We start from the raw sequence: 21955 nt of genomic DNA on the forward strand, positions 1-21955 counted from the left end.
ATCCTGGCTTCTGCACACTAGCTGCAGAATGTTACGGTTCCTGGATTATGATCAGCGCTTCCCATGTGACTGGATGTTTCCCATGACCGATCTGTCCGCGTTCCCCATCACCCAGAAATGGCCGGCGCAGTACCCCGACTGGATTCAACTCTATTCCCTGCCGACCCCCAACGGCGTCAAGGTCTCGATCATGCTCGAAGAGATCGGCCTGCCCTACGAGCCGCATCGTGTGGGCTTCGATACCCAGGATCAGCTGTCCCCCGAGTTCCTGTCGCTGAACCCCAACAACAAGATCCCGGCGATCCTCGATCCCCACGGCCCGCAAGACCAGCCGCTGCCGCTGTTCGAGTCCGGCGCAATCCTGATCTACCTCGCCGACAAGAGCGGCCAGTTGCTCGCCCAGGAAGGCGCGCTGCGTTACGAGACGATTCAGTGGTTGATGTTCCAGATGGGCGGTATCGGCCCGATGTTCGGCCAGCTCGGTTTCTTCAACAAATTCGCCGGCAAGGACTACGAGGACAAGCGTCCGCGTGACCGCTATGTCGAGGAGAGCAGGCGCCTGCTCAACGTGCTCGACAAACGCCTGGAAGGTCGCGACTGGATCATGGGCGAGCGCTACACCATCGCCGACATCGCCACGTTTCCGTGGGTGCGTAACCTGATCGGGTTCTATGAGGCGGGGGATCTAGTGGGCATCAGCAACTTCCCGAACGTGACCCGGGTGCTGGAGCGCTTTCTGGCTCGCCCGGCTGTGGTGCGCGGGTTGACCATTCCTTCCTGAGGCCACACTTAACCCTGTGGGAGCGGGCTTGCTCGCGAAGGCGTCGTGTCAGTCAACACGTCTTTTTCTGATACACCTCCTTCGCGAGCAAGCCCGCTCCCACAGGAATAGTGATGACGCCCGCAGATTATTGCGTCCTCGGTAACGCACTGTTGATTGATCCAGGTTTGTACCTGCGCCCACCGAAGGCATAAGCTTCGCCCCCTACGACTTTCGTCTCATCTGCCGTTTTCAGGAAGATCCATGTCCAGCCAGTTCCCCGAAGCACGTCCCCGCCGTCTGCGCCGCAATGCGAGCCTGCGCAGCCTGTTCCAGGAAACCGAGTTCAGCCTGAATGATCTGGTGCTGCCGATTTTCGTCGAAGAAGAGATCGACGACTTCGTGCCGATCAAGAGCATGCCGGGGGTGATGCGCATTCCCGAGCGCAAGCTGGCCAGTGAAATCGAGCGTTATGCCCGTGCCGGGATCAAGTCGGTAATGACCTTTGGCGTGTCCCATCACCTGGACGCCAACGGCAGCGACACCTGGCGCGAAGAGGGACTGGTCTCGCGCATGTCGCGGATTGCCAAGGACGCCGTGCCGGAAATGATCGTGATGTCCGACACCTGCTTCTGCGAATACACCGATCACGGCCACTGCGGCGTGATGCACAACCACGAAGTCGACAACGACCAGACCCTGATCAACCTCGGGAAGCAAGCTGTGGCGGCGGCGCGTGCCGGCGCTGACGTGATCGCCCCGTCGGCGGCGATGGACGGCCAGGTGCGGGCGATTCGCCAGGCGCTGGACGCCGCCGGTTTCACCCAGATTCCGATCATGGCTTACTCGACCAAATTTGCCTCAGCGCTGTACGGTCCGTTCCGCGAAGCCGGTGGCAGTGCGCTGAAAGGTGATCGCAAAAGCTACCAGATGAACCCGATGAACCGCCGCGAAGCCCTGCGCGAATCGCTGCTCGACGAGCAGGAAGGCGCCGATGCGCTGATGGTCAAACCGGCCGGTGCGTACCTCGACATCATCCGCGACATTCGTGAAGCCTCGAACCTGCCGTTGTCGGCGTATCAGGTCAGCGGCGAATACGCGATGATCAAGTTCGGCGCGCAGGCCGGTGCAATCGACGAGGATCGCGTGGTGCGCGAAAGCCTGGGCGCGATCAAGCGCGCGGGGGCGGACCTGATCTTCACCTACTTTGCGATGGATCTGGCGCTGGCCGGGATCTGATTCAACACCGCAGAACCCTTGTGGGAGCTGGCTTGCCAGCGATTGCGTCGGTACAGTCAAAATCAATGGTGGCTGATCCACCGCTATCGCTGGCAAGCCAGCTCCCACAGGAACTCAGGGTGTTCTTGGGTCAGGGGCAGTTGAAGTAGGGGCGGATACCGTGATCGCGAAAGTACCGCTCGATCACCTTCGGATCCGCGCTGTTATCGGCTATCGCCACATAGGTATCCGGGCGCAACAGGTAAAAACCGTTACGCCCCAATCCCGCCGTTTCAAACGCCGGCCGCCAGTCGAACACGTGCAGCGACAGATGGTGTTCGTTGCACCAGGCGATCATCTCGTCGCTGGTGTCGCCGTACACGTGCACCTGCCAGCAAGGCTGCCTTAGCGGTTCGTAGTTATCCCCCTCACCATCATGCGCCCACGGCAAGCGGTCGCCGCCGTGGACGTGGCCTGCCGTGCCCTGGCTCAGCGGCATGCCGCGATAGTTGAGGGTGACCTGTGAGACGGTGCGAAAGAGGAACTCGCGGCTGGCCTCGAACGTGGCCATTTTCGGGATCAGAAACGGTGCCAGACGCGTGCGCAGCAAATCGGCGATGCGCCCCTCGGCGGTGACGAAGCTGAACACCTTGTCGGTGGTTGACACCAGCCGCCGGGCGAAGGCGATGCGCTCGGTTTCGTAAGTGTCGAGCAGCTTCGCCGTGGCGCTGCCGTTGAGCACGGCGGCGAGTTTCCAGGCCAGGTTGATCGCATCGCCGATGCCGGTGTTCATGCCCTGGCCGCCGGCGGGGCTGTGCACATGCGCGGCGTCGCCGAGGAGAAACGCCCGACCGCTGCGAAAGTGCTCGGCCACGCGGTGATGCACGCGGTAGGTGGAGAACCAGTTGACCTCGTCGATGTGCACTTTCAGGTGCTCGATGGCGCGGCGGCTGACGTCGGCAAATTGCAGGGTTTCGGCGCGGTCGGCACGTTCGTCACGCACGGTGCCGATCAGTCTGGCACGGCCTTCGCCGGCCAGTGGAAACACCGCAAGGAAGTCCGCCTCATCCAGATCCAGGTGCAGCTCACCGTTCATCGCCGGGCCGCTGGCCTTGACGTCGGCGACGTAGAAAATCTGCTGATAGGTGCCGCCGGGAAAACCGGTGTCGAGGGTTTTGCGCACCACTGAGCGGGCGCCATCACATCCCGCCAGATAGCAGGCCTGGCAGATTTCCTGTTCGCCATCGGGCAGGCGCAAGTGCGCGGTGAGGCCGTCGCCGGTTTCTTCGAAACTCTCAAGCTCGGTGTTGCGCTCAACCGTCACGTCATAGTCTCCGAGGCGTTCGAGCAGGAGCTGTTCGTGTTGGTCCTGGGGGAAGATTTCGATGAACGAGTAGGGCGTCAGGCCTTCGCCGATGCGCTGCAACGGCAACTGCGCGACCGGTTTGCCCTTTACCCAGAAATTCGCCGCCGCGACCTTGTGGCCGTTGCGCACCACGGTGTCGGCCAGGTCCAGCTGGCGGTACAACTCCAGGGTGCGCGCCTGCACCGCCAGTGCTCGTGAGGTGGTGCCGGGCGCGGAGGTCTTGTCGATGATGCGCACGCGCATACCGAGTTTGCTCAGCCACAGGGCCAGCACCAGACCGGTCGGGCCGGCGCCGATGATCAGTACGTCGCTGCGGTTCATGGGCCTCTCCTCCGTTTGCTGTGGAGCAAGTATGGATCAGATGGAAAGGGTAGCCAGTGCCGGCCCCTTTGCGAGCAAGCCCGCTCCCACAGTCGAACGCATTCCAAGGTGGGAGCGAGCCTGCTCGCGAAGGGGGCTTATAACTCGCCGCAGAAAAAAAAAGACCCCGCAACGGTAAAGCTGCGGGGCCTTTTCATTTCACGGCGAGGTTTAGAAATCGATGGTGCCCGACAACTTCGCCACCCGTGGCTCACCCTGGGTCAGATAGCCGCCCTGCGCCGATTCCCAATACTTCTTGTTGGCCAGGTTTTCCACGCCCAGACGCAGGGTCACGTCTTTCTGCGAGACCTTGAACGCATAACGCGCACCCGCGTCAAAGCGGTTCCAGCTCGGCAGGCTGAGGTTGTTGGCCGCGTCGGCATACTGGCCACCGGTGCGCAGCATCCGCGCATTCAGCGCCACGCCTTGCAGGCCCGGTACATCCCAGTCGGCACCAGCGTTGAACTGGAAGCTCGGCACGCCAATGGCACGGTTGCCGTCGTTGGCGCCGTTCTGGGTGTTGCGCAGTTCGGTGTCCATCAGCGTCAGGCCGCTGATCAGGCGCAGGCCGTTGATCGGCTCGCCGAACACGTTCATCTCTACCCCTTTGTTGATCTGCTCGCCTTCACGCACGTAGGTGCAGGTGGTGGCGCTGTTGATTTCACAGTAGCCATCGCTCGGCTGCTCGATGCGATACACGCCCAGGCTCGCGCCGTAAGTGCCCATGTCGACCTTGACCCCGGCCTCGGTCTGCTTGGAGCGGGCCGGTGCGTAGACCTCGTTGCCGTTGGTCACGCGCAAGCCGCCAGTGCTGGCTGGCGAGGTCGGCCCCTGGGCCAGGCCTTCGATGTGGTTGGCGTAGAACGACACATGCTCCCACGGCTTGAACACGATGCCGTAGACCGGCGTGGTGATCGATTCGTCGTAGCTCGACTTGCGGCTGCCGCTGCCGTAACTGGCGTAGTTGTAGCCTTGCACCACCAGTTGCTGACGACGCAGGCCGGCGGTGATCAGCAGGCGGTCGTCGAAGAAACCGAGGGTGTCGGAGAGCGCGAGGCTGCGGTTGAAGGTCTTGCCGACGATGCCCGGGTCATTGAGATCGCCGCCGGAAAAATTGCCGACCGGCGACGGCGTTTGCACCGGGTGGTAGATGTTGTTGGCGTACTTGGTCAGGTCGAAATCATAGGCGCTGCGCTGTTCGGCCCACAGACCGCTGAGGCCGAAGTTGAGTTTGTGGCTGACGGCGCCGGTGTTGAACTTGCCGTTGAGACCCGCCATCAGGCTGGTGTTGTCCTCGTCGTGGGGGATGAACGAGCCGGTGGTGTAGGAGGCGCCGTTGTTGCCCACCAGCGTGGTCGAATTGTAGCGCCCGACTTCGCGGGTGTGTTTGGCGCCGCCGGCGACGTACGCGGTCCAGTTGTCGTTCAGGTCGTATTCGGCGCGGAGCATGCCGAAGGTGTCTTCGATGTCGGTGTAACCCCACTTCGGCGCGTAATTCGTGTCTGCCGACGGCGCGTCCGGAATGTGCGTGGCAGTGCCGAGGTTGACCGAGTTGCGGCCACCGTTGACGCGTTCCTTCTGATAGGCGAAGTCGCCGGAAATACGCAGCGCGTCACCGCGATAATCGAGGCCGATGCTGAACAGTTTCGAGCGCTGGTTTTCGTGATCGATGCCGGTGTCGCCTTCGCGCTGCGACAGGTTGATCCGCGCGCCGAAGCGGTTGTCTTCGCCGAATCGCTGGCCGATATCGAAGTGCTGACCGATGCGACCTTCGCTGTTGATGTCGGTGGTGTAGCGGCGCAGCGGCTCGTCGCCGGCACGTTTGGGTTGCAGGTTGACGCCGCCACCGATGCCGGAGCCGGTCGGGGTCACGCCGTTGATGAAGGCGTTGGGGCCTTTGAACACTTCCACGCGCTCCAGGGCGTCGGTGGAAATGATCTGCCGCGGTAGCACGCCGTACAGGCCGTTATAGGAAATGTCGTCACCGTTCAGCGGCAGGCCGCGGATCATGAACACCTGCGCCTGGTTGGAGAAGCCCGAGGCCTGACGCACCGAGGCATCGTTGAGCAGAACGTCGGCAACGTTTTCCGCTTGCTGGTCCTGAATCAGCTGTTCGGTGTACGACGCGGCGCTGAACGGCACGTCCATCATGTCCTGATTGCCGAGCACCCCGAGCTGACCACCACGGGCGACCTGACCACCGGCATAGACCGGGGGCAGGGCGTTGGGCGTCGGTGCCTGGGCGTTGATGTTGACGTTGTCGAGCACCAGCTCCTTGCCGTTTTCATCGGCAGCGTGAGCGGTGACAGTCAGGGAGCACAGCAAGGCGAGAAGCGTCGGGCGAAACGGGACGGCGAGTCGAGCTGGAGCGGGCATGTCGATACCTGGAGGCGTACGGCCGGTGAGAAAATTAGAACGGCGCGGGGAACTCCTTGCGCAAATACGACTCCAGGTGCAAATGATAGGAGTTCGCAGTAACGTTTTGCAAACTGTTTATCTTGCTGAATTTTCAGGTCCGAACGGAAATCTGTGGTGAGGGGATTTATCCCCGATGACGCGCGGAGCGGGCCGCTTTGATGTTGGAGGGCTGTTGCGCAGTCCATCGGGGATAAATCCCCTCACCACAAAGGTCACAGTCCTAGCCTGCGTCACCCCTTTGATCGTATGGTGAACCCGCCTCAACGCACGCCAAGGAGCGCCATGCACACCCCTCGATTAGTCATTACCCTCGCCACGCTGCTGGCGCTCGCCGGTTGCGCCGGCCAGCGCAGCCAGGAGCCGGCACCGCGTGCGCCGGCTGAAGTGAAAGCCGAAATAGTGCGGTTGATGCCGGCCAAAGTGCCCGACCGTCAAGGCTGGGCCACCGACATCTATGCCGCGTTCGCCGCACAGAACATCAGCCCGACCACGCAGAATCTGTGTTCGGTGCTGGCCGTGGCCGAGCAGGAATCCACCTTCCAGGTAGACCCCACGGTGCCGGGCCTGGGCAAGATCGCCCGCGACGAAATCGACCGTCGTGCCGCCAAAGTGCATATTCCCAGTCTGTTGGTCAGTGGCGCTCTGCAAGTGCGCTCCACCAACGGCAAGACCTACAGCGAACGCCTGAACGCGGCACGCAGTGAAAAAGAACTCAGCGCCATTTTTGACGACTTCATCGGCAGAGTGCCGATGGGCCGCACCTTGTTCGGCGGCTTCAACCCGGTACACACCGCCGGACCGATGCAGGTCAGCATCGAATTCGCCGAGCAGCACGCCAAGGAGTATCCGTATCCGGTAGACGGCACGATCCGCCACGAAGTGTTCACCCGCCGTGGCGGCATGTACTTCGGCATCGCGCATTTACTTGGCTACCCGGTGAGTTACCGCGAGCCGCTGTACCGCTTCGCCGACTTCAATGCCGGCTGGTACGCCAGCCGCAATGCCGCGTTCCAGAACGCCGTCAGCCGAGCTTCGGGGATCCCGCTGGCGCTGGATGGCGACTTGATTCGCTACGACTCGATCATGCCTGGCAGCACCGAACTGGCGGTGCGCACCCTCGGCAAGTCGCTGGGCATGCGTAACCCGACCATTCGCGATCAACTGGAGAAGGGCAAAACCCTGGAGTTCGAAGAAACCAAACTCTACCAGCGCGTGTTCGAACTGGCCGAGAAGGCTGAAGGCAAGACCTTGCCACGCGCGGTGTTGCCGGGGATCGTTTTGCAGAGCCCGAAAATCACCCGCAAGCTGACCACGGCGTGGTTCGCCAAACGCGTGGATGAGCGCTACAAGCGCTGCATGGCCAAGGCCGGTTGACGCCGGTTCAAAGCACTTTGACGGCTCGGCCAATGGCCTGAATCGGCCCGGTTGGTTTACCGATCGGCGAGCCATTGGCGCCTTCCAGCGTCAGCTCGAACAGCTGATTCGGTTGCAGCGGCGGCAATTTGTCCAGCGGCACCGACAGTGTCTGCCCCGGTTTGACCAGCCCCAGCGACACCGGCCCTTGCCAGCCGTCAGCCTTGGTCCAGAACTCCAGCGCCTTGTCCGCCGGCACTTCGACCACGCCCAGCGGGATTAACTGAATTTCCCGTGGATTACTGGCCTGAATCACCCAGCCTGGCGCCTTGTCCTGCGGCGCGACCAGCACCACCAGATAATTCGGCTTCGGCGGGGTCTGGGTCTGGGTCAGCAGAATTGAACCCAGGACCAATGTCGCAGCCAGTCCGGCAGCGCTCAGCCCGCGCCACAGCGGCAGCAGATTCCACCACGAGGTGGTGGGCGTTTCAGGCGTCAGTCGCTCGACGCTGCGCTCGATTCGCGGCCACAGGAACGCCGACGGTTGCTGCGCTTCGGCATAGTCCGTCAGCTCCAGCAGCCGCCGTTCCCAGGCGTCCACCGCCGCGCGCAGATCCGGCTCATGCGGCAGACGTTTCTGCACCTCGATCCGCTGTTCAGCAGAGAGTGTGCCGAGCACGTATTCGCCGGCTAGTTCATCACGTTCCTGCGCCGATTCAGTGGTCATCCCATGCACTCCCGCAAAGCGTTGAGACTGCGTTTGATCCAGGCTTTGACCGTGCCCAGCGGCGTGCCCATCCGTTGGGAAATCTGCGCGTGGCTGTAGCCGTCGACATAGGCGTGGAGGATGCAGCTTCGGCGCTGCGGGTCGAGTTGTTCCAGACAACGATGGATCCGCGCCGAATGCCCCTGCACATCGAAGGCGTCCTCGTCAGGCTCGGCATCTTGTTCTTCGTTGAACGGCGTCTCCCGGCTTTGATCACGCAGCTGGTTCAACGCCAGATGGCGGGTCACGCTGAACATCCAGCCGCGCGCTGAACCGCGCGCCGGATCAAATTGCGCCGCACCGTTCCAGATCTTGATAAACGCCTCATGCACGATGTCTTCGGCCAGCGCCGTGTCACGCACCAGCCGTTTGGCCACGCCGAGCAGGCGCGGGCCTTCCTGCACGTACAAATCGCGCAGGGCCGACTGCTCGCCGCGGGCACAGGCAGCGAGACGGGCTTCGTAATCGAATTCAGATTCGGGTAAGGACATGTCGTGCAATCTAGCTCACATTCCGCAAACATCCAGACAACCCGGGGCCCGCTGTGGACTCCTCTGTGGGAGGGGGCTTGCTCCCGAAGGCGCTGTGTCATTGAAACAGATGCTGGCTGACACGCCGCCTTCGGGAGCAAGCCCCCTCCCACAAGTAAAGATTTGAGTGGGCCAGAAACTCAGTTCGCCGCCCAGAAAATGTAATCGGCCTGATATTTCACCACTTCCTGCTTGCCCTTGTTCGCCGCCGTGCATTCGCTGCCCGGCGCCACGCCGCCCTTGAGCGCGACACGCTGGATATAACTCACGCCGCTCATCGCGCCTTTGCCTTCAGCCGGGTTGGCCTTGACCAGTTGATAGGGCAGGTTGCCCGGGCTCGACGGGGCGACTGCCAGTTGCGTGCCGGTGACTTTCGAACCGTCCTTGGCCTGCCAGGTGGCGGGCGGGCCGAAGTAGGTGCCGACCTGCTTGCCGCTGCGATCATTGAGCACCGCTTTAGGGCCGATGAAGGTCCATTCGGTCTGCCCGGCGGCATTGGGCTTGTCGCGGCATTCGTAAGTGATCTCGCCGACCCCGGTGGTTTCCATCGCGATCTTGTGGCCTTCCGGGACTTTGATCGCATCGGGGTAGCTGCTTTGGGCGAAGGTTGTCGAGGACAGGGCGAGCAAACCGGTGAGGCCAATCAGTTGAGTGATGTTCATCAGTGTTATCTCCGAAAGGGGTAGACCGCTGACAGCCGAAGAGGGCTGTTACAGGGACTACCCGTGGCGGAGGCGTTTGGATGCAGTGCCTGAAAAATATTGTTCAATTACCTGTGGACCTGTGGGAGCTGGCTTGCCAGCGATAGCGGTGTATCAGTGAAATGAGTGTCGACTGACACGACGCCATCGCTGGCAAGCCAGCTCCCACAGGGGGCTTCAGCAGGCTTGAGGCCGGAGGCTTTCAGCAGTTCCTGGGTGTAGGGGTGGGTTGGCGCAGCAAAAATCTCCCGCGACGAACCCTGTTCCACGACCTTGCCATCCTTGATCACCAGCAAGTCATGCGCCAGCGCATGCACCACTGCCAGGTCATGGCTGATGAACAGATAGGTCAGCCCATGCTTGATCTGCAGTTGCCGCAACAAGTCCACCACTTGTTTCTGCACCGTGCGATCCAGCGCCGAGGTTGGTTCGTCGAGCAGGATCAGCGCCGGCTGCAGCACCAGCGCGCGGGCGATGGAGATGCGCTGACGCTGGCCGCCGGAAAACTCGTGGGGGTAGCGATGACGGCTCTTGGGGTCGAGGCCGACTTCTTCGAGTACGCGAATCACTGCTGCTTCGCGCTCGGCCTCGGTGCCGATGCCGTGGGTCAGCAAGCCTTCGGCAATGATCTGCTGCACCGACATCCTTGGACTCAGGCTGCCGAACGGATCCTGGAACACCACCTGAATCTGTCGCCGCAAGGGGCGCATCAAGCGTTGATTGAGCAGGCTCAGTTGCTTGTTGCCGAAGCGGATATCGCCCTCGGATTCCACCAGCCGCAGGATCGCCTGGCCCAGCGTCGATTTGCCCGAACCGGATTCGCCGACAATCCCCAACGTTTTGCCGCGTTGCAGGCGGAAACTGACTCCGTCCACCGCTTTGATGTACGCCTGCGAACGACTCAACAAACCCTTGGGCAGTGGAAACCAGACCTTCAGATCATCGACTTCCAGCAGGTTGTGCTGGTACGGGCTCGGCACCGGCGCACCGCTCGGTTCAGCTTCGATCAACAAGCGGCTGTAAGGATGCTGCGGGGCACGAAACAGCGTCTCGCAGTCAGCCTGTTCGACGACTTCACCGTGACGCATCACGCACACCCGTTGCGCGATGCGCCGCACCAGATTCAGATCGTGACTGATCAGCAGCATCGACATGCCGAGCCGCTGCTGCAACTCGATCAACAGTTCGAGAATTTTCTGCTGCACAGTCACGTCCAGCGCCGTGGTCGGCTCATCGGCGATCAGCAGTTCCGGTTCGTTGGCCAGTGCCATCGCAATCATCACCCGTTGCCGCTGACCGCCGGAGAGCTGATGCGGATAGGCTTTCAAACGCTGCAACGGCTCGCGAATGCCCACCAGTTCCAGCAGCTCCAACGTGCGCTCACGGGCTGCGCGGCCCTTGAGGCCCTTGTGAATCTCCAGCACTTCACTGACCTGTCGCTCCACGGTGTGCAGAGGATTGAGCGAGGTCATCGGCTCCTGGAAAATCATCGCGATCCGGTTGCCGCGCAAACCGCGCATCTGTTGCTCGCTGGCGTGCAGCAAGTTCACCCCGTTGTAAGCAATCGAACCGTTGCTGCTGACGGTTTTGCCCGGCAACAGGCGCAAAATCGAATGCGCCGTCACCGACTTGCCCGAGCCGGACTCGCCGACCAGCGCCAGACACTCGCCACGACGAATGTCGAGGTTCAGACCGTGCACCACTTCCTGCCCTGCGAAGGCGACACGCAGGTCGCGGATTTCAATCAGGTTGTCGCTCATGTCAGCCCCTCGGATCAAGATCTTGGATCAAACGCATCACGGCAAGCCTCACCGATGAACACCAACAACGACAGAATCAGCGCCAAGGCAAAAAATGCCGTCAGCCCCAGCCATGGCGCTTGCAGATTGCGCTTGGCCTGGCCGATCAGTTCACCCAGCGAAGCGGTCCCGGCGGGCATGCCGAAACCGAGGAAATCCAGCGCGGTGAGGGTGGCGATGGCACCGGTCAGAATGAACGGCAGGTAGGTCAGGGTGGAGGTCATCGCGTTGGGCAGGATGTGCCGCAGCATCAGTTCGCTGTCGGTCAGGCCCAGCGCCCGCGCGGCTTTGACGTATTCCAGATTGCGGCCACGCAGAAACTCGGCGCGCACCACATCCACCAATGCCAGCCAGGAAAACAGCGCCATGATCCCCAGCAACCACCAGAAACTCGGCGAGACGAACCCGGACAAAATGATCAGCAGATACAGCACCGGCAGCCCCGACCAGATCTCCAGTACCCGTTGCCCAAGCAAATCCACCCAACCGCCGTAATAACCCTGCAGCGCCCCGGCAACGATGCCGACCAGCGCACTGATGCCGGTGAGGATCAGCGCAAACAGAATTGAAATCCGTGTGCCGAAAATCACCCGTGCCAATACGTCCCGCGCCTGATCGTCGGTGCCCAGCCAATTGCTCGAAGAGGGTGGGCTGGGTGCCGGTTCAGTCAGGTCGTAATTGACCGTGTCGTAGCTGAACGGGATCGGCGGAAACAGCATCCAGCCGCCCTGATCCTCGATCAGCCCGTGCACGTAAGCGCTGGCGTAATCCGGCTGGAACGGCAGTTCGCCGCCGAAATCGGTTTCCAGGTATTCGCTGAGGATCGGGAAGTAGTAGGCGCCGTGGTAGCGGATCACCAACGGTTTGTCGTTGGCAATCAGTTCGCCGCCGAGGCAGATCAGGCACAGGCCAATGAACAGCCACAGCGACCAGCGTCCACGGCGGTTGGCCTTGAACTGTGCGACCCGGCGCTGACCCAGAGGAGAAAGTGTGAACATCAGGCAGTCCTCGCCGAGAAGTCGATGCGCGGGTCGAGCAGGGTGTAGCAGAGATCACCGATCAGCTTGATCAGCAGGCCAAACAGGGTGAACAGAAACAGCGCGCCGAACACCACTGGGTAGTCACGCGACACCGCCGCCTCGTAACTCATGCGCCCGAGGCCGTCGAGGTTGAAGATGGTTTCGATCAGCAAGGAACCGGCGAAAAACACCTCGATCAGCGCCGAGGGCACCCCGGCCACCACCAGCAGCATCGCGTTGCGAAACACGTGGCCGTAGAGCACGCGGCGCTCGGTCAAACCCTTGGCCCGCGCAGTGATCACGTATTGGCGGCTGATCTCGTTGAGGAAGCTGTTTTTGGTGAGGATGGTCAGGGTGGCGAAACCACCGATCACCAGCGCCGTGACCGGCAACACCAGATGCCAGAGGTAGTCGCCGACCTTGCCCAAGGTGCTGAGGCTGTCGAAGTTATCCGACACCAGCCCCTGCACCGGGAACCAGTTGACGTAGCTGCCGCCCGCGAACACCACGATCAGCAGCATCGCAAACAGAAACGCTGGCATCGCATAGCCGATAATGATTGCGGTGCTGCTCCAGACATCGAACGCGCTGCCGTTGCTGATCGCTTTGCGGATGCCCAGCGGGATTGAAATCAGGTAGGTGATCAGCGTTGCCCACAGGCCGAGCGACAGCGACACCGGCAGTTTCTGCAGGATCAGATCGGTGACCTTGGCGCCGCGAAAGAAACTGCTGCCCAGATCCAGCTGGGCGTAGTTTTTCAGCATCAGCCACAAGCGTTCGTGCATCGGCTTGTCGAAGCCGTAGTGGTGTTTGATTTCCTCGATCAGCGCCGGGTCCAGCCCGCGACTGCTGCGCCCGGCACCACCCGTCGCGGCGACTTCGCCACCACCGCTCATGCCGTGCCCGCCGAAACCTTGCAGGCGGGCAATGGCTTGCTCCACCGGGCCGCCCGGTGCGGCCTGCACAATCACGAAGTTGACCACCAGAATGCACAGCAGCGTGGGGATGATCAGCAGCAAACGTCGACTCAGATAACGCAGCATGTCACTGGCCCCCCGCGAGCTGGGTGTGCATCTGTTGCGTGGTCAACGGCTTGGTCGAGACCTCCCACCAGGTGTTGAGGCCTTCGTCGTACGCCGGTTGCACCGGCGGCATGCCGAAGCGGTTCTGATACACCGTCGGCGTGCCCTTGGAGTAGTAGTTGGGAATCATGTAGTAACCCCATTGCAGCACCCGGTCGAGGGCGCGGGCGTAATGCACCATGGCGTCGCGGGTGTCGGCCTTGACCAGCCCGTCGATCAGTTGATCGACCGCCGGGTTGGCCAGCACCATCGAGTTCGAACTGCCGACCTGCGTGGCACTTTGTGAGGCATACAGGCTGTACAACTCGCGGCCGGGGGAGACGATCGGATCGCCACTGCGCGGGAAACTGGTGACGATCATGTCGTAGTCCCGGGCGTTGAGCCGATTGACGTATTGCGCCGAGTCGATCCGCCGTAGATTGAGGGTGATGCCGATCTGCGCGAGGGTGCGTTTGAACGGCAGCAGCATGCGATCAAAACCGCCCTGACCGTCGAGGAAGGTGAACTCCAGAGGCTCACCGGCGGCGTTGACCAGTCGGCTGTGTTGCGGCGTCCAGCCGGCCTCGGCGAGCAGCTTCAGGGCTTGCAACTGCTTGTCGCGGATGTAGCCGCTGCCGTCGGTTTTCGGCGCCTGATACACCGTGGTGAACACCTCGTCGGGAATCTGCCCGCGCAACGGCTCGAGGATCTTCAGTTCCTCGGCATCAGGCAGGGCGGTCGCGGCCATTTCACTCTTCGGCCAGAAGCTGTTCTGGCGCACGTAGAAGCCGCGCATCATCTGCTTGTTGGTCCATTCGAAATCCCACAGCAGACTGATCGCCTGACGCACACGGCGATCCTGAAAGATCGGGTTTTGCAGGTTGAACACGAAGCCTTGGGCGGCGGTGGGTTTTTCCGGAGCGAGGATCGCCTGTTGCAAGCGACCGTCACGCAGCGCCGGACTGTCGTAACCCACCACATAACCGGACGAGGAAAACTCGCGGTTGTAGTCGAAAGCGCCGGCCTGCAACAGTTGACGCGCGACGTCGGTGTCACCGTAGAAATTCACCGTGAGCGTGTCGAAGTTGTACATCCCGCGACTGACCGGCAGGTCCTTGCCCCACCAGTCCGGGTCGCGCTGGAAACTGATGCTGCGTCCGGCATCGACTTTGCTCACGCGGTACGGGCCGCTGCCCAGCGGCGGTTCGAAGCCGCCGCCGTTGGCGAAATCGCGCGTCTTCCACCAGTGTTCGGGCACCACGCGCAGGGTCGCCAGGTCCAGCGCCAGGGTGCGGTTGAGGTTGTTCTTGAAGGTGAAGCGCACCTGCCGTGGGTTTTCGATCAGCACGTCCTGCACATCGGCGTATTGCTGGCGATAGCTCAGGCTGCCCTTGGTCATCAGCAGGTTGAAGGTGTAGCGCACGTCTTCGGCGGTGATCGGCGTGCCGTCGGCGAAGCGGGCGTTGGGGTTGAGGGTGAAGCGCACCCAGAGGCCTTCGGGATCGCGTTCCATCTGTTGCGCGACCAGACCGTAAACGGTGTAGGGCTCGTCGAGCGAACGGAACGCCAGTGGCGCATACACCCAGTCGTTGACCTGCACCACGGAAATGCCTTGATCGGCATACGGGGTGATGTAGTTGTACTGGCCGATTTCCATCGACGCACGGCTGAGCGAACCGCCCTTGGGCGCGTGCGGATCGACGAAATCGAAATGCTCGAAACCCGCCGGATACTTCGGCGCCTCGCCGTATACCGTCAGTGCGTAGCTGGCGGCGGCCAGTGCTGAGGGGCCGGTGCACAGCAGTGCACTGCCGAGCAGCAGGCTAGCCATGTTGCGCAAAACACTCATGCAATCACTCCTCAAAATCCCTGGAAAAGCTCAGCTCAACCTGTGGGAGATCTACTGTGGGAGGGAGCAAGCCCCCTCCCACAGTGGAAACATCTCCCACAGGAGAGACACCCGGTGCTCTCGGTCAGAAGTGATACGTCATGCGCGCAAACAGCGTGCGGCCCAGCGGGTCGGTGTAGCGCGGGTCATAGCCGCTCTGGAAGTTGTAGGCCTGGTTGGAGAACGGCGGGTTGCGGTCGAACATGTTCTTCATCCCGGCATCGACGTCCAGCACCTTGTTGAAGGTGTAGCCGGCCGACAGGTCCCACACCGAATACGAGGCCACGCGCGCATGGGTATCGCGGTCGTAGTCGTTGTAACCGGTGGTGAAGCGGTTGGTCAGCGACGCGCGAGCCGCGCCGAAGGTCCAGCTGCCGGTGAGGTTGTGCTTCCAGCGCGCGATCACGCCGTCACCTTCGAAGTCGCCGACCTTGTCGGTGAACGGGCCTTTGATGGTGCTCTGGAAGTCGTACTCGTCCACGTAGGTGCCTTGCAGGCCCAGACCGAACTGGCCGTAAGGCGTGTTCGGGAAGCGGTAGTCCAGCGACACATCGACACCGTTGGTTTCGACGATGCCGAGGTTGGCGTTGCCGGTGACGATGTAGTTGAGCGTACCGTCGGCGTTGCGCACGAAGCGATCCGGGTAGCTGCCGGCCTGATCGAACACGGTGGATTCAGGGAACGGCTGGATCTGGTTGGAAATGTGAATCCACCAGAAATCCAGACCCACCGACAGGTTGCTGACCGGCTGATAGACGAAGCCCAGCGTCACGTTGCGCGCCTTCTCCGGAGCCAGATCTTCATTGCCGCCGATCTGATTGAGGAACTGCTGGCCGCAATCGCGCCCGCCGTTGCCGCCCGGTTGCACCACGCCACCGGTACACAGCACCGGGTCGTTGTAGTAGCCCTGGGTGTAGGTGATGCTGCGCGGCGAATACAGCTCGTAGAGCGATGGCGCACGGAAGCCTTCGCTGTACGCGCCACGCACTACCAGCTCTTTGAGCGGCTGATAACGGAACGAGTATTTCGGGTTGGTGGTGCTGCCGAAGTCGCTGTATTTGTCGTGACGCACAGCGGCGGACAGTTCCAGGCTGTCGAGCACCGGCACGTTGATTTCGGCGTACGCGGCTTTCACGCTGCGGTCACCCTCGACGCTACCGGCCGGGTCGATGCCGAGGCTCTGAATGTCACCGGCAAACTGTTCGAAGTCCTGGTGGAATTTCTCTTTGCGGTACTCGCCGCCCAATGCCAGACCCGACGGTCCCGCACCGAACCAGTCACCGATCTCGCGGCTGATCCGCCCGTCGAAACCGGCCACGCGGCCGACGGCGGTGGAATAGGCGCCGTGATACATGGCCTGGTCGATGTACTGCTGACCGGCGGCCGATTGCGGGCCGAACGGGTTGAGCAGACCGCTGGCCAGGCCATCGATCATCGCCTGATCGCTGACATAACCGCTGGTGACGCTGGAGACGATTTTGTTCTGGTTGTACGAGGCGCCGACGTTGTAATCCCAACCGCCGACCAGACCGTCAAAACTCAGCAGAAAGCGCTGGCTGGTGTTCTGGTCTTTTGATTCACGCGGGCCGGCGGCGGTTTCGCGCCAGTTGACATCGACCGGTTGCGTCGGGTCGAGGGCGAAGCCGGTCGGGCCGGGGGTGATGCCGTTGCCGGGGTAGTAGGGCGACGACGAGTCCAGGCTCAAACCGGTGAGCGGGGCCGGGCCGACCGCCGTGGCGTTGTTGTTGCGCGACCAGAAGTATTCGAGGTTGACGTTGTGGTCATCCGCCAGCTTGCCGGTGGTCTTGCCGAAGAACGACGTCTTTTCGGTTTGCGGAATCAGGTCGATGTATTCGCGGGTGCTGAAGCGGCACAAGCCGTCACGCGCCACCAGGTTCGGCCCGTTGCAATTGCTGTTGGCCAACGGGTTGGTGGCGTTGCCGTTCTGGCTGTAGTTGCCGGGGAATGCGGTGCCGGAGGTCTGGTCCAGGCCACGGCCGGGCACATAGTCGCGGGCGAAGGAGCGGTCGTTGGCGTCGAGGTTCTGCTGCTTGTTGTAGTTGAACACGCCGAGGACGTTGAAGCGGTCTTGCTCCAGGTCGCCGTAGCCCCAACTGGCGCTCATGTCTTTGGTGGCACCGCCGCCGCTGTGGGTCGGGGTTTCGCCACCGAGGGTGAGCTGGCCGTCGGTCAGGGATTTTTTGGTGATGAAGTTGATCACGCCGCCGATGGCGTCGGTGCCGTACAAGGCTGATGCGCCGTCGCGCAGAACCTCCACGCGCTCGATCGCGGCAAACGGGATCATGTTCAGATCCACCGCGCCGCCGGCCGAGTTGGTGCCCGACAAGGCGTTGTTCGCCAGGCGTCGACCGTTGAGCAGCACCAGTGTCTTGTTCGCGCCGATGCCACGCATGTCGGCAAACGAAGCGCCACCGGTGGCGGCGCCGACCGAGCCGGCGCTGTTGTTGATCGACTGGCTGCCGGTGATCCGCTGCACCAGTTCGGCGGTGGTGGTCACGCCCTGTTTGCGCAGCTCATCGGCTTTCAGAATGGTGATCGGCACCGCCGTTTCCGCATCGACCCGGCGAATCGCCGAACCCGTCACTTCCACCCGTTGCAGTTGCGTGGTCGGCGCCACCACCGCCGCCGCAGCGGGCACGGCGGCGTTGTCATCCTCGGCGGCTTGCACAGTCCCGGCGCCCATCCCCATGGCCACCAGATACAACGGGACAAAACGGTGACGAGAGATCGTTGCCACCAAAGGTTTGAGCGTGAAGCGTGGAGTGTTCATCAGCATGGTTGTTTCCGACTTGTCAGACGTTATCGAATTGGCCTTGTGAGCCCCTCATTGCTCCGCTTTCGGTGATACCGCGTGCGGAAAACCACTTTCTTCAAGCAAGCCGATCCCCTCCGAAGACGCCTGGCGTTTTTTCGGTCGGCTGATTGCGACGGGATGCTTCAGCGGTGCCGGGCGCGCTTCTCAACGCGCGCCCGGCACCGCACTCAGTGGGTGGTCATCACCGAAATCTTGCTGATGCCCGAGCGTTCGATGGATGCCATGGCCTTGGCCACCTGGCCGTAGTTGACGTTGGCGTCGGCCTGCAACTGCACGCGTACTTCGGCGTCCTTGGCCTTGACCTCCTTGAGGCTGGCTTCCAGCGATTCCGGCGCCAGTTCGGTTTTCGCCAGGTAGAACTTGCCGTCCTGATCGACGCTGACCACCACTGGGTCTTTCTTTTCGGCGGGGGCGACGGCGTCGGTTTTCGGCAGGTTGACCTTGATCGCGTTGGTCATCAGCGGCGCGGTGACGATGAACACCACCAGCAGCACGAGCATTACGTCCACCAGCGGCGTGACGTTCATTTCGCTGAGCACTTCATCGCTGTCTTGGGTAGAAAAGGACATCAGCTGGCCTCCCGCACGGCGGCTGCGGTTTTGCTGGCGATGGCCTGGCGGCTGATGGAGAACGCGCTGCGTGAGGCGAGGGCGTCGAAGTCGTGGGCGAAGTCATCCATGTCCGCCGAGGCGAGTTTCAGGCGGCGCAGGAAGAAGTTGTAAATCAGCACTGCCGGGACCGCGACAGCGATCCCCACGCCAGTGGCGATCAGTGCATGACCGATCGGGCCGGCGACCGCTTCAAGGCTGGCCGAACCGGTTTCGCCAATGCTTTGCAGGGCTTCCATGATTCCCCACACGGTACCGAACAGGCCAATGAACGGCGCGGTGCTGCCGATACTGGCGAGAATCGCCTGACCGTTTTCCAGCGAGCGGCGTTCCTTCTGGATCTGCTGGCGCAGGTTGCGCTCCAGGCGATCGGAACGGTTGATGGTGTGCGCCAGTTGTTGCGTGGTGCGCGGCGACTCTTCCACCAGCAAGGCTTCGAAGCCGCTGCTGGCGATGCGCGCCAGCGAGCCCGGATACTGGCTGGCGTGTTCGGCCGCGGTGAGCAGATCCGGTGCACCCCAGAAGGCTTTGCTGAACTGTTTGTTCTGGGCTTTCTGGCGCAGGTATTGCGCCGACTTGACCAGCAGGATCGCCCAGCTGACCACGGAAAACAGCACCAGGCCCCAGAGCACACCGGGGACAATCATCGAAGACAGTGAATTGTTCATCGCTACACCTCGCTTGCATTAAGTCGGTTGTGAGTTCGTCGGGTTGTGCCGTTATTGCGGCAATTTGAAATCGATGGTCTGGGTGGCGAAGCCGTCAATCGGCGTGTCACCGCGTTTGGCCGGAATGAACTTCCAGTTCTTTACCGCCGCGACGGCGGCGTCATCCAGTTGCGGCTTGCCGCTGGACTTGGTCACTGTCACCGAGCCGGCGCGACCGTTGGCCAGCACCTGAATGCGCAGCACCACGCTGCCTTCCCAATTGCGTCGCAGCGCCAGCGACGGGTATTCCGGCGGCGGGTTGCCAAGGCTGGCGAGACCGGAAATCGCTGCCGATTCCTTGACCGGGGCAGGCGCTGCGGCCGGGGCCGGTGGCGCGCTCGGTGTCGCCGGCGCAGCGGGAGCGGCCGGTTGTGCCGGGGCGGGCGGAGCTTTCGGCGGCTCGACTTTCTTCACCGGTTTGGGCTTCTCGACCGGTTTCGGTTTTTCGATCGGCTTGGGTTTTTCCACCGGTTTTGGCGGTGGCTTGACCGCGTCTTCGTCTTCCACCGGTTGTTCCGGTTCCGGAGGTGGAGGGGGCGGCGGTGGCGGTGGCGGTTCCGGTGTGGGCGGTGCCGGCGGCGTCGGGCTGCTCAACTCGACGGTCATTTCCGGAATCTGCGGCGGAGTCGGCAGTGGCTCGGGCCGGGTCTGCTGGAAAAACCACCAGGCGCCGCCGTGTATCAGCGCCGATACCGCCACCAGCAACAGCATTTGCTGTTTGTTCAACCCGCCGGGGTGCGAGGTATTGGCCGTGAAGGCTGGCCTGTTCGGTGACAGCGGGATTGGCGCTTCCCGTAATGACCCCGGCAGGGTTCTGTGCTTTACCGCATCGTTCATTAAAGCTCCCTCGGGTTGATGAAGGGCAATAAGGTGCCGTCCGAACATTGGGGTGATGTTCGAGTGGGTGGGTGTAACTTTCTTCAAGGTGTACGCAGGCCGATAGTTGAACTATCTATAGAACAGGGCTTGCTTACAGTTACTGGCTTAGAGCCATCGACTTCGAGTGTTCATTGGCCATTCCCTGGTTGTTCTTCTATTGCTTGAGATCAGTGTTGGTGTCTCATGCTTGTGCTTTTTGCATGTAGCAACCGCTGTGCCAGATGTTGCCGAAATGTATAGGTCTTATTTCATCAGTGTTACCCATGTCGCATTTATATAAGTTTTGCCTTGGTCGTGTATTTCTCCGGCCAACAGTTTCCCGAAACTCCTTTGAGTGGAGTTTTTTCATAGGCGAGTCAGGCTCTACGCGGTATCACGCTGATCGGCGGGATAGAGCGGCGGCTTGGCTAACGGCCCGGGCACTTGCTGGTGCGCGGCGGACTGATTTGGTGCGGGTCTGTGTTTTAGCGGGTCACGGCGTATGTTCCTTGTTCTTGTTTAAATGAAGTCAATGTTTCCAGTGCTGAATAATCCAACTCACTGGAGCCGTTTTGGTGCACTTGCAAAGTCGCTGAAAGTTATTGTCCGACAATCCCGCCTGCGTTCATTAATACGGCGCTGGTGCAGGAATTTTTGCAGTTGTATTTAAAAAATAAATAACACGCCGTTGTCGGCGAAGCGTCATCGCCAATCACGGTGTGTGGTCATGGAGTCAGGTAATAAAGTAGAGGCACTGGCCGCCGGGACTGTTCGAATGAACTCGGCGTTGTTGATAAACAAGCAAGCAGAGGCTGATGCGGCAGAGCGTTTGAAGATTCACGCGGTGAACTCCTTGTTGCCAGCTCGGATACGCGAACTTTTGGTTCGGTATCGCACCTTACAAGAACGCGGATAGCGTTCGATGATTGCTCTTGGTGCGGGATGGGCACCGCCAGCGCTGTTTTGCGAGGTTTGAATTCGCAAGTCGCCAATGCATGGGAAAAACGTGCCAAAGCGGATACACCCGCTATAAATAGGGCTACACAGATCTGTCGAGATCGAGGAGGGGGCATGTATCAACTGTACGGACATCGCAATTCAGGTGCCGCAGCCATCGAGGCAGCGCTGGAGTTATGCCAGATCGCCTATCGCTTTATCGATATCGAAGCCTCAAGCGAAGCCGCCGAGGCACTGGCGCGCCTCAATCCACTGAAGCAGGTGCCGACCCTGCAATTGCCCGATGGCAGTGCGATCACCGAGAGTGTGGCGATTCTGATTCATCTGGGCCTGAGTTTTCCCGAGTCCGGTCTGTTGCCGGCCAAGGCGGCTGATCGCGATCAGGCGATTCGCGGCATGGTCTACATCGCCAGCAATTGCTATGCAGCCATCGGCGTCATCGATTACCCCGAGCGCTGGCTGGTGATGCCGGACGAAGCCTCACGGCAGAACCTGATGGCCGGCGCACGTGAGCGCCTGCACTGGAGCTGGGAAGTGTTTGCCGATCAGTTTTCCGCCGAGTTGTACCTGGACGACGAAACACCCGGCGCGCTGGACGTGCTGGCGGCCGTGGTGACGCGTTGGGCGGGGAGCCGCGAACACCTGCGCCAGACCCGTCCGGGGTTTTATGCGTGGTTGCAGCGCATCGACCGGCACCCGGTGCTGGCGCCTGTCTTCGCCCGGCATTGGCCGTCCTGATCACCCGATAAA

At 61.6% G+C, this 21955-nt stretch carries 17 protein-coding genes; 4 read left to right on the plus strand and 13 right to left on the minus strand.

Annotation, left to right across the window (positions count from 1 at the left end):
• Positions 1–82 precede the first annotated feature (82 nt).
• The gene (locus ACOYXG_RS09250; RefSeq protein WP_098968051.1) at positions 83–781 is read left to right on the plus strand and encodes a glutathione S-transferase family protein; all 699 of its coding nucleotides are present in this window, start codon (positions 83–85) and stop codon (positions 779–781) included.
• 243 nt (positions 782–1024) lie between these two features.
• Entirely contained in the window at positions 1025–1999 is a 975-nt protein-coding gene (gene hemB / locus ACOYXG_RS09255) for a porphobilinogen synthase (protein WP_027613860.1), read from the plus strand.
• Between the two features lie 130 nt (positions 2000–2129).
• Here hemB and ACOYXG_RS09260 read toward each other — a convergent pair whose 3' ends face one another.
• Positions 2130–3665 carry an FAD-dependent oxidoreductase gene (locus tag ACOYXG_RS09260; RefSeq protein WP_460357207.1) on the minus strand — a complete coding sequence of 512 codons (1536 nt, stop codon included), beginning with the start codon at positions 3663–3665 and terminating at the stop codon, positions 2130–2132.
• Between the two features lie 210 nt (positions 3666–3875).
• Positions 3876–6080: a TonB-dependent receptor gene (locus tag ACOYXG_RS09265; protein WP_097087749.1), complete on the minus strand. Its 2205-nt coding sequence runs from the start codon at positions 6078–6080 to the stop codon at positions 3876–3878.
• Between the two features lie 324 nt (positions 6081–6404).
• On the opposite strand from ACOYXG_RS09265, the gene ACOYXG_RS09270 reads away from it, so the two are divergent.
• The gene (locus ACOYXG_RS09270; RefSeq protein ID WP_460357211.1) at positions 6405–7496 is read left to right on the plus strand and encodes a DUF1615 domain-containing protein; all 1092 of its coding nucleotides are present in this window, start codon (positions 6405–6407) and stop codon (positions 7494–7496) included.
• A 7-nt stretch (positions 7497–7503) separates the two neighbouring features.
• On the opposite strand, the gene ACOYXG_RS09275 is transcribed toward ACOYXG_RS09270, so the two are convergent.
• From ACOYXG_RS09275 to ACOYXG_RS09325, 11 genes are all read right to left on the minus strand, one after another.
• The gene (locus tag ACOYXG_RS09275; protein ID WP_115990257.1) at positions 7504–8202 is read right to left on the minus strand and encodes an anti-sigma factor; all 699 of its coding nucleotides are present in this window, start codon (positions 8200–8202) and stop codon (positions 7504–7506) included.
• Complete coding sequence (locus ACOYXG_RS09280; RefSeq protein WP_460357214.1) at positions 8199–8732, minus strand: sigma-70 family RNA polymerase sigma factor; 534 nt, start codon at positions 8730–8732, stop codon at positions 8199–8201. Before ACOYXG_RS09280 ends, ACOYXG_RS09275 begins: the two co-directional genes overlap by 4 nt.
• Positions 8733–8911: 179 nt before the next feature.
• Positions 8912–9433, minus strand: coding sequence for a DUF3455 domain-containing protein (locus tag ACOYXG_RS09285; protein ID WP_460357216.1), 522 nt, complete (start codon positions 9431–9433; stop codon positions 8912–8914).
• Between the two features lie 107 nt (positions 9434–9540).
• Positions 9541–11232, minus strand: coding sequence for an ABC transporter ATP-binding protein (locus ACOYXG_RS09290; RefSeq protein WP_460357218.1), 1692 nt, complete (start codon positions 11230–11232; stop codon positions 9541–9543).
• Between the two features lie 14 nt (positions 11233–11246).
• Complete coding sequence (locus ACOYXG_RS09295; protein WP_096797383.1) at positions 11247–12269, minus strand: ABC transporter permease; 1023 nt, start codon at positions 12267–12269, stop codon at positions 11247–11249.
• The gene (locus tag ACOYXG_RS09300) at positions 12269–13333 is read right to left on the minus strand and encodes a microcin C ABC transporter permease YejB (RefSeq protein WP_460357222.1); all 1065 of its coding nucleotides are present in this window, start codon (positions 13331–13333) and stop codon (positions 12269–12271) included. The genes ACOYXG_RS09295 and ACOYXG_RS09300 overlap by 1 nt, the downstream gene beginning before the upstream one ends.
• Before the next feature lies 1 nt (position 13334).
• Complete coding sequence (locus ACOYXG_RS09305; RefSeq protein ID WP_460357225.1) at positions 13335–15200, minus strand: extracellular solute-binding protein; 1866 nt, start codon at positions 15198–15200, stop codon at positions 13335–13337.
• A 124-nt stretch (positions 15201–15324) separates the two neighbouring features.
• Positions 15325–18036: a TonB-dependent receptor gene (locus tag ACOYXG_RS09310; RefSeq protein WP_460357228.1), complete on the minus strand. Its 2712-nt coding sequence runs from the start codon at positions 18034–18036 to the stop codon at positions 15325–15327.
• 206 nt (positions 18037–18242) lie between these two features.
• A complete protein-coding gene (locus tag ACOYXG_RS09315; RefSeq protein ID WP_003223575.1) occupies positions 18243–18644 on the minus strand; it encodes an ExbD/TolR family protein in 402 nt (133 codons plus the stop codon).
• The gene (locus ACOYXG_RS09320; protein ID WP_115990252.1) at positions 18644–19351 is read right to left on the minus strand and encodes a MotA/TolQ/ExbB proton channel family protein; all 708 of its coding nucleotides are present in this window, start codon (positions 19349–19351) and stop codon (positions 18644–18646) included. The genes ACOYXG_RS09315 and ACOYXG_RS09320 overlap by 1 nt, the downstream gene beginning before the upstream one ends.
• A gap of 51 nt (positions 19352–19402) precedes the next feature.
• Complete coding sequence (locus ACOYXG_RS09325) at positions 19403–20227, minus strand: energy transducer TonB (RefSeq protein WP_460357232.1); 825 nt, start codon at positions 20225–20227, stop codon at positions 19403–19405.
• 1092 nt (positions 20228–21319) lie between these two features.
• On the opposite strand from ACOYXG_RS09325, the gene ACOYXG_RS09330 reads away from it, so the two are divergent.
• The gene (locus tag ACOYXG_RS09330; RefSeq protein WP_096797379.1) at positions 21320–21943 is read left to right on the plus strand and encodes a glutathione S-transferase N-terminal domain-containing protein; all 624 of its coding nucleotides are present in this window, start codon (positions 21320–21322) and stop codon (positions 21941–21943) included.
• Positions 21944–21955: the final 12 nt, after the last annotated feature.

Source organism: Pseudomonas sp. G3-39 (assembly GCF_054790485.1).

Coding starts and splice junctions, on each gene's coding strand:
- ACOYXG_RS09250 (WP_098968051.1), top strand. CDS start 83: ATGACCGATCTGTCCGCGTTCCCCATCACCCAGAAATGGCCGGCGCAG.
- hemB (WP_027613860.1), top strand. CDS start 1,025: ATGTCCAGCCAGTTCCCCGAAGCACGTCCCCGCCGTCTGCGCCGCAAT.
- ACOYXG_RS09260 (WP_460357207.1), bottom strand. CDS start 3,665: ATGAACCGCAGCGACGTACTGATCATCGGCGCCGGCCCGACCGGTCTG.
- ACOYXG_RS09265 (WP_097087749.1), bottom strand. CDS start 6,080: ATGCCCGCTCCAGCTCGACTCGCCGTCCCGTTTCGCCCGACGCTTCTC.
- ACOYXG_RS09270 (WP_460357211.1), top strand. CDS start 6,405: ATGCACACCCCTCGATTAGTCATTACCCTCGCCACGCTGCTGGCGCTC.
- ACOYXG_RS09275 (WP_115990257.1), bottom strand. CDS start 8,202: ATGACCACTGAATCGGCGCAGGAACGTGATGAACTAGCCGGCGAATAC.
- ACOYXG_RS09280 (WP_460357214.1), bottom strand. CDS start 8,732: ATGTCCTTACCCGAATCTGAATTCGATTACGAAGCCCGTCTCGCTGCC.
- ACOYXG_RS09285 (WP_460357216.1), bottom strand. CDS start 9,433: ATGAACATCACTCAACTGATTGGCCTCACCGGTTTGCTCGCCCTGTCC.
- ACOYXG_RS09290 (WP_460357218.1), bottom strand. CDS start 11,232: ATGAGCGACAACCTGATTGAAATCCGCGACCTGCGTGTCGCCTTCGCA.
- ACOYXG_RS09295 (WP_096797383.1), bottom strand. CDS start 12,269: ATGTTCACACTTTCTCCTCTGGGTCAGCGCCGGGTCGCACAGTTCAAG.
- ACOYXG_RS09300 (WP_460357222.1), bottom strand. CDS start 13,333: ATGCTGCGTTATCTGAGTCGACGTTTGCTGCTGATCATCCCCACGCTG.
- ACOYXG_RS09305 (WP_460357225.1), bottom strand. CDS start 15,200: ATGAGTGTTTTGCGCAACATGGCTAGCCTGCTGCTCGGCAGTGCACTG.
- ACOYXG_RS09310 (WP_460357228.1), bottom strand. CDS start 18,036: ATGCTGATGAACACTCCACGCTTCACGCTCAAACCTTTGGTGGCAACG.
- ACOYXG_RS09315 (WP_003223575.1), bottom strand. CDS start 18,644: ATGTCCTTTTCTACCCAAGACAGCGATGAAGTGCTCAGCGAAATGAAC.
- ACOYXG_RS09320 (WP_115990252.1), bottom strand. CDS start 19,351: ATGAACAATTCACTGTCTTCGATGATTGTCCCCGGTGTGCTCTGGGGC.
- ACOYXG_RS09325 (WP_460357232.1), bottom strand. CDS start 20,227: ATGAACGATGCGGTAAAGCACAGAACCCTGCCGGGGTCATTACGGGAA.
- ACOYXG_RS09330 (WP_096797379.1), top strand. CDS start 21,320: ATGTATCAACTGTACGGACATCGCAATTCAGGTGCCGCAGCCATCGAG.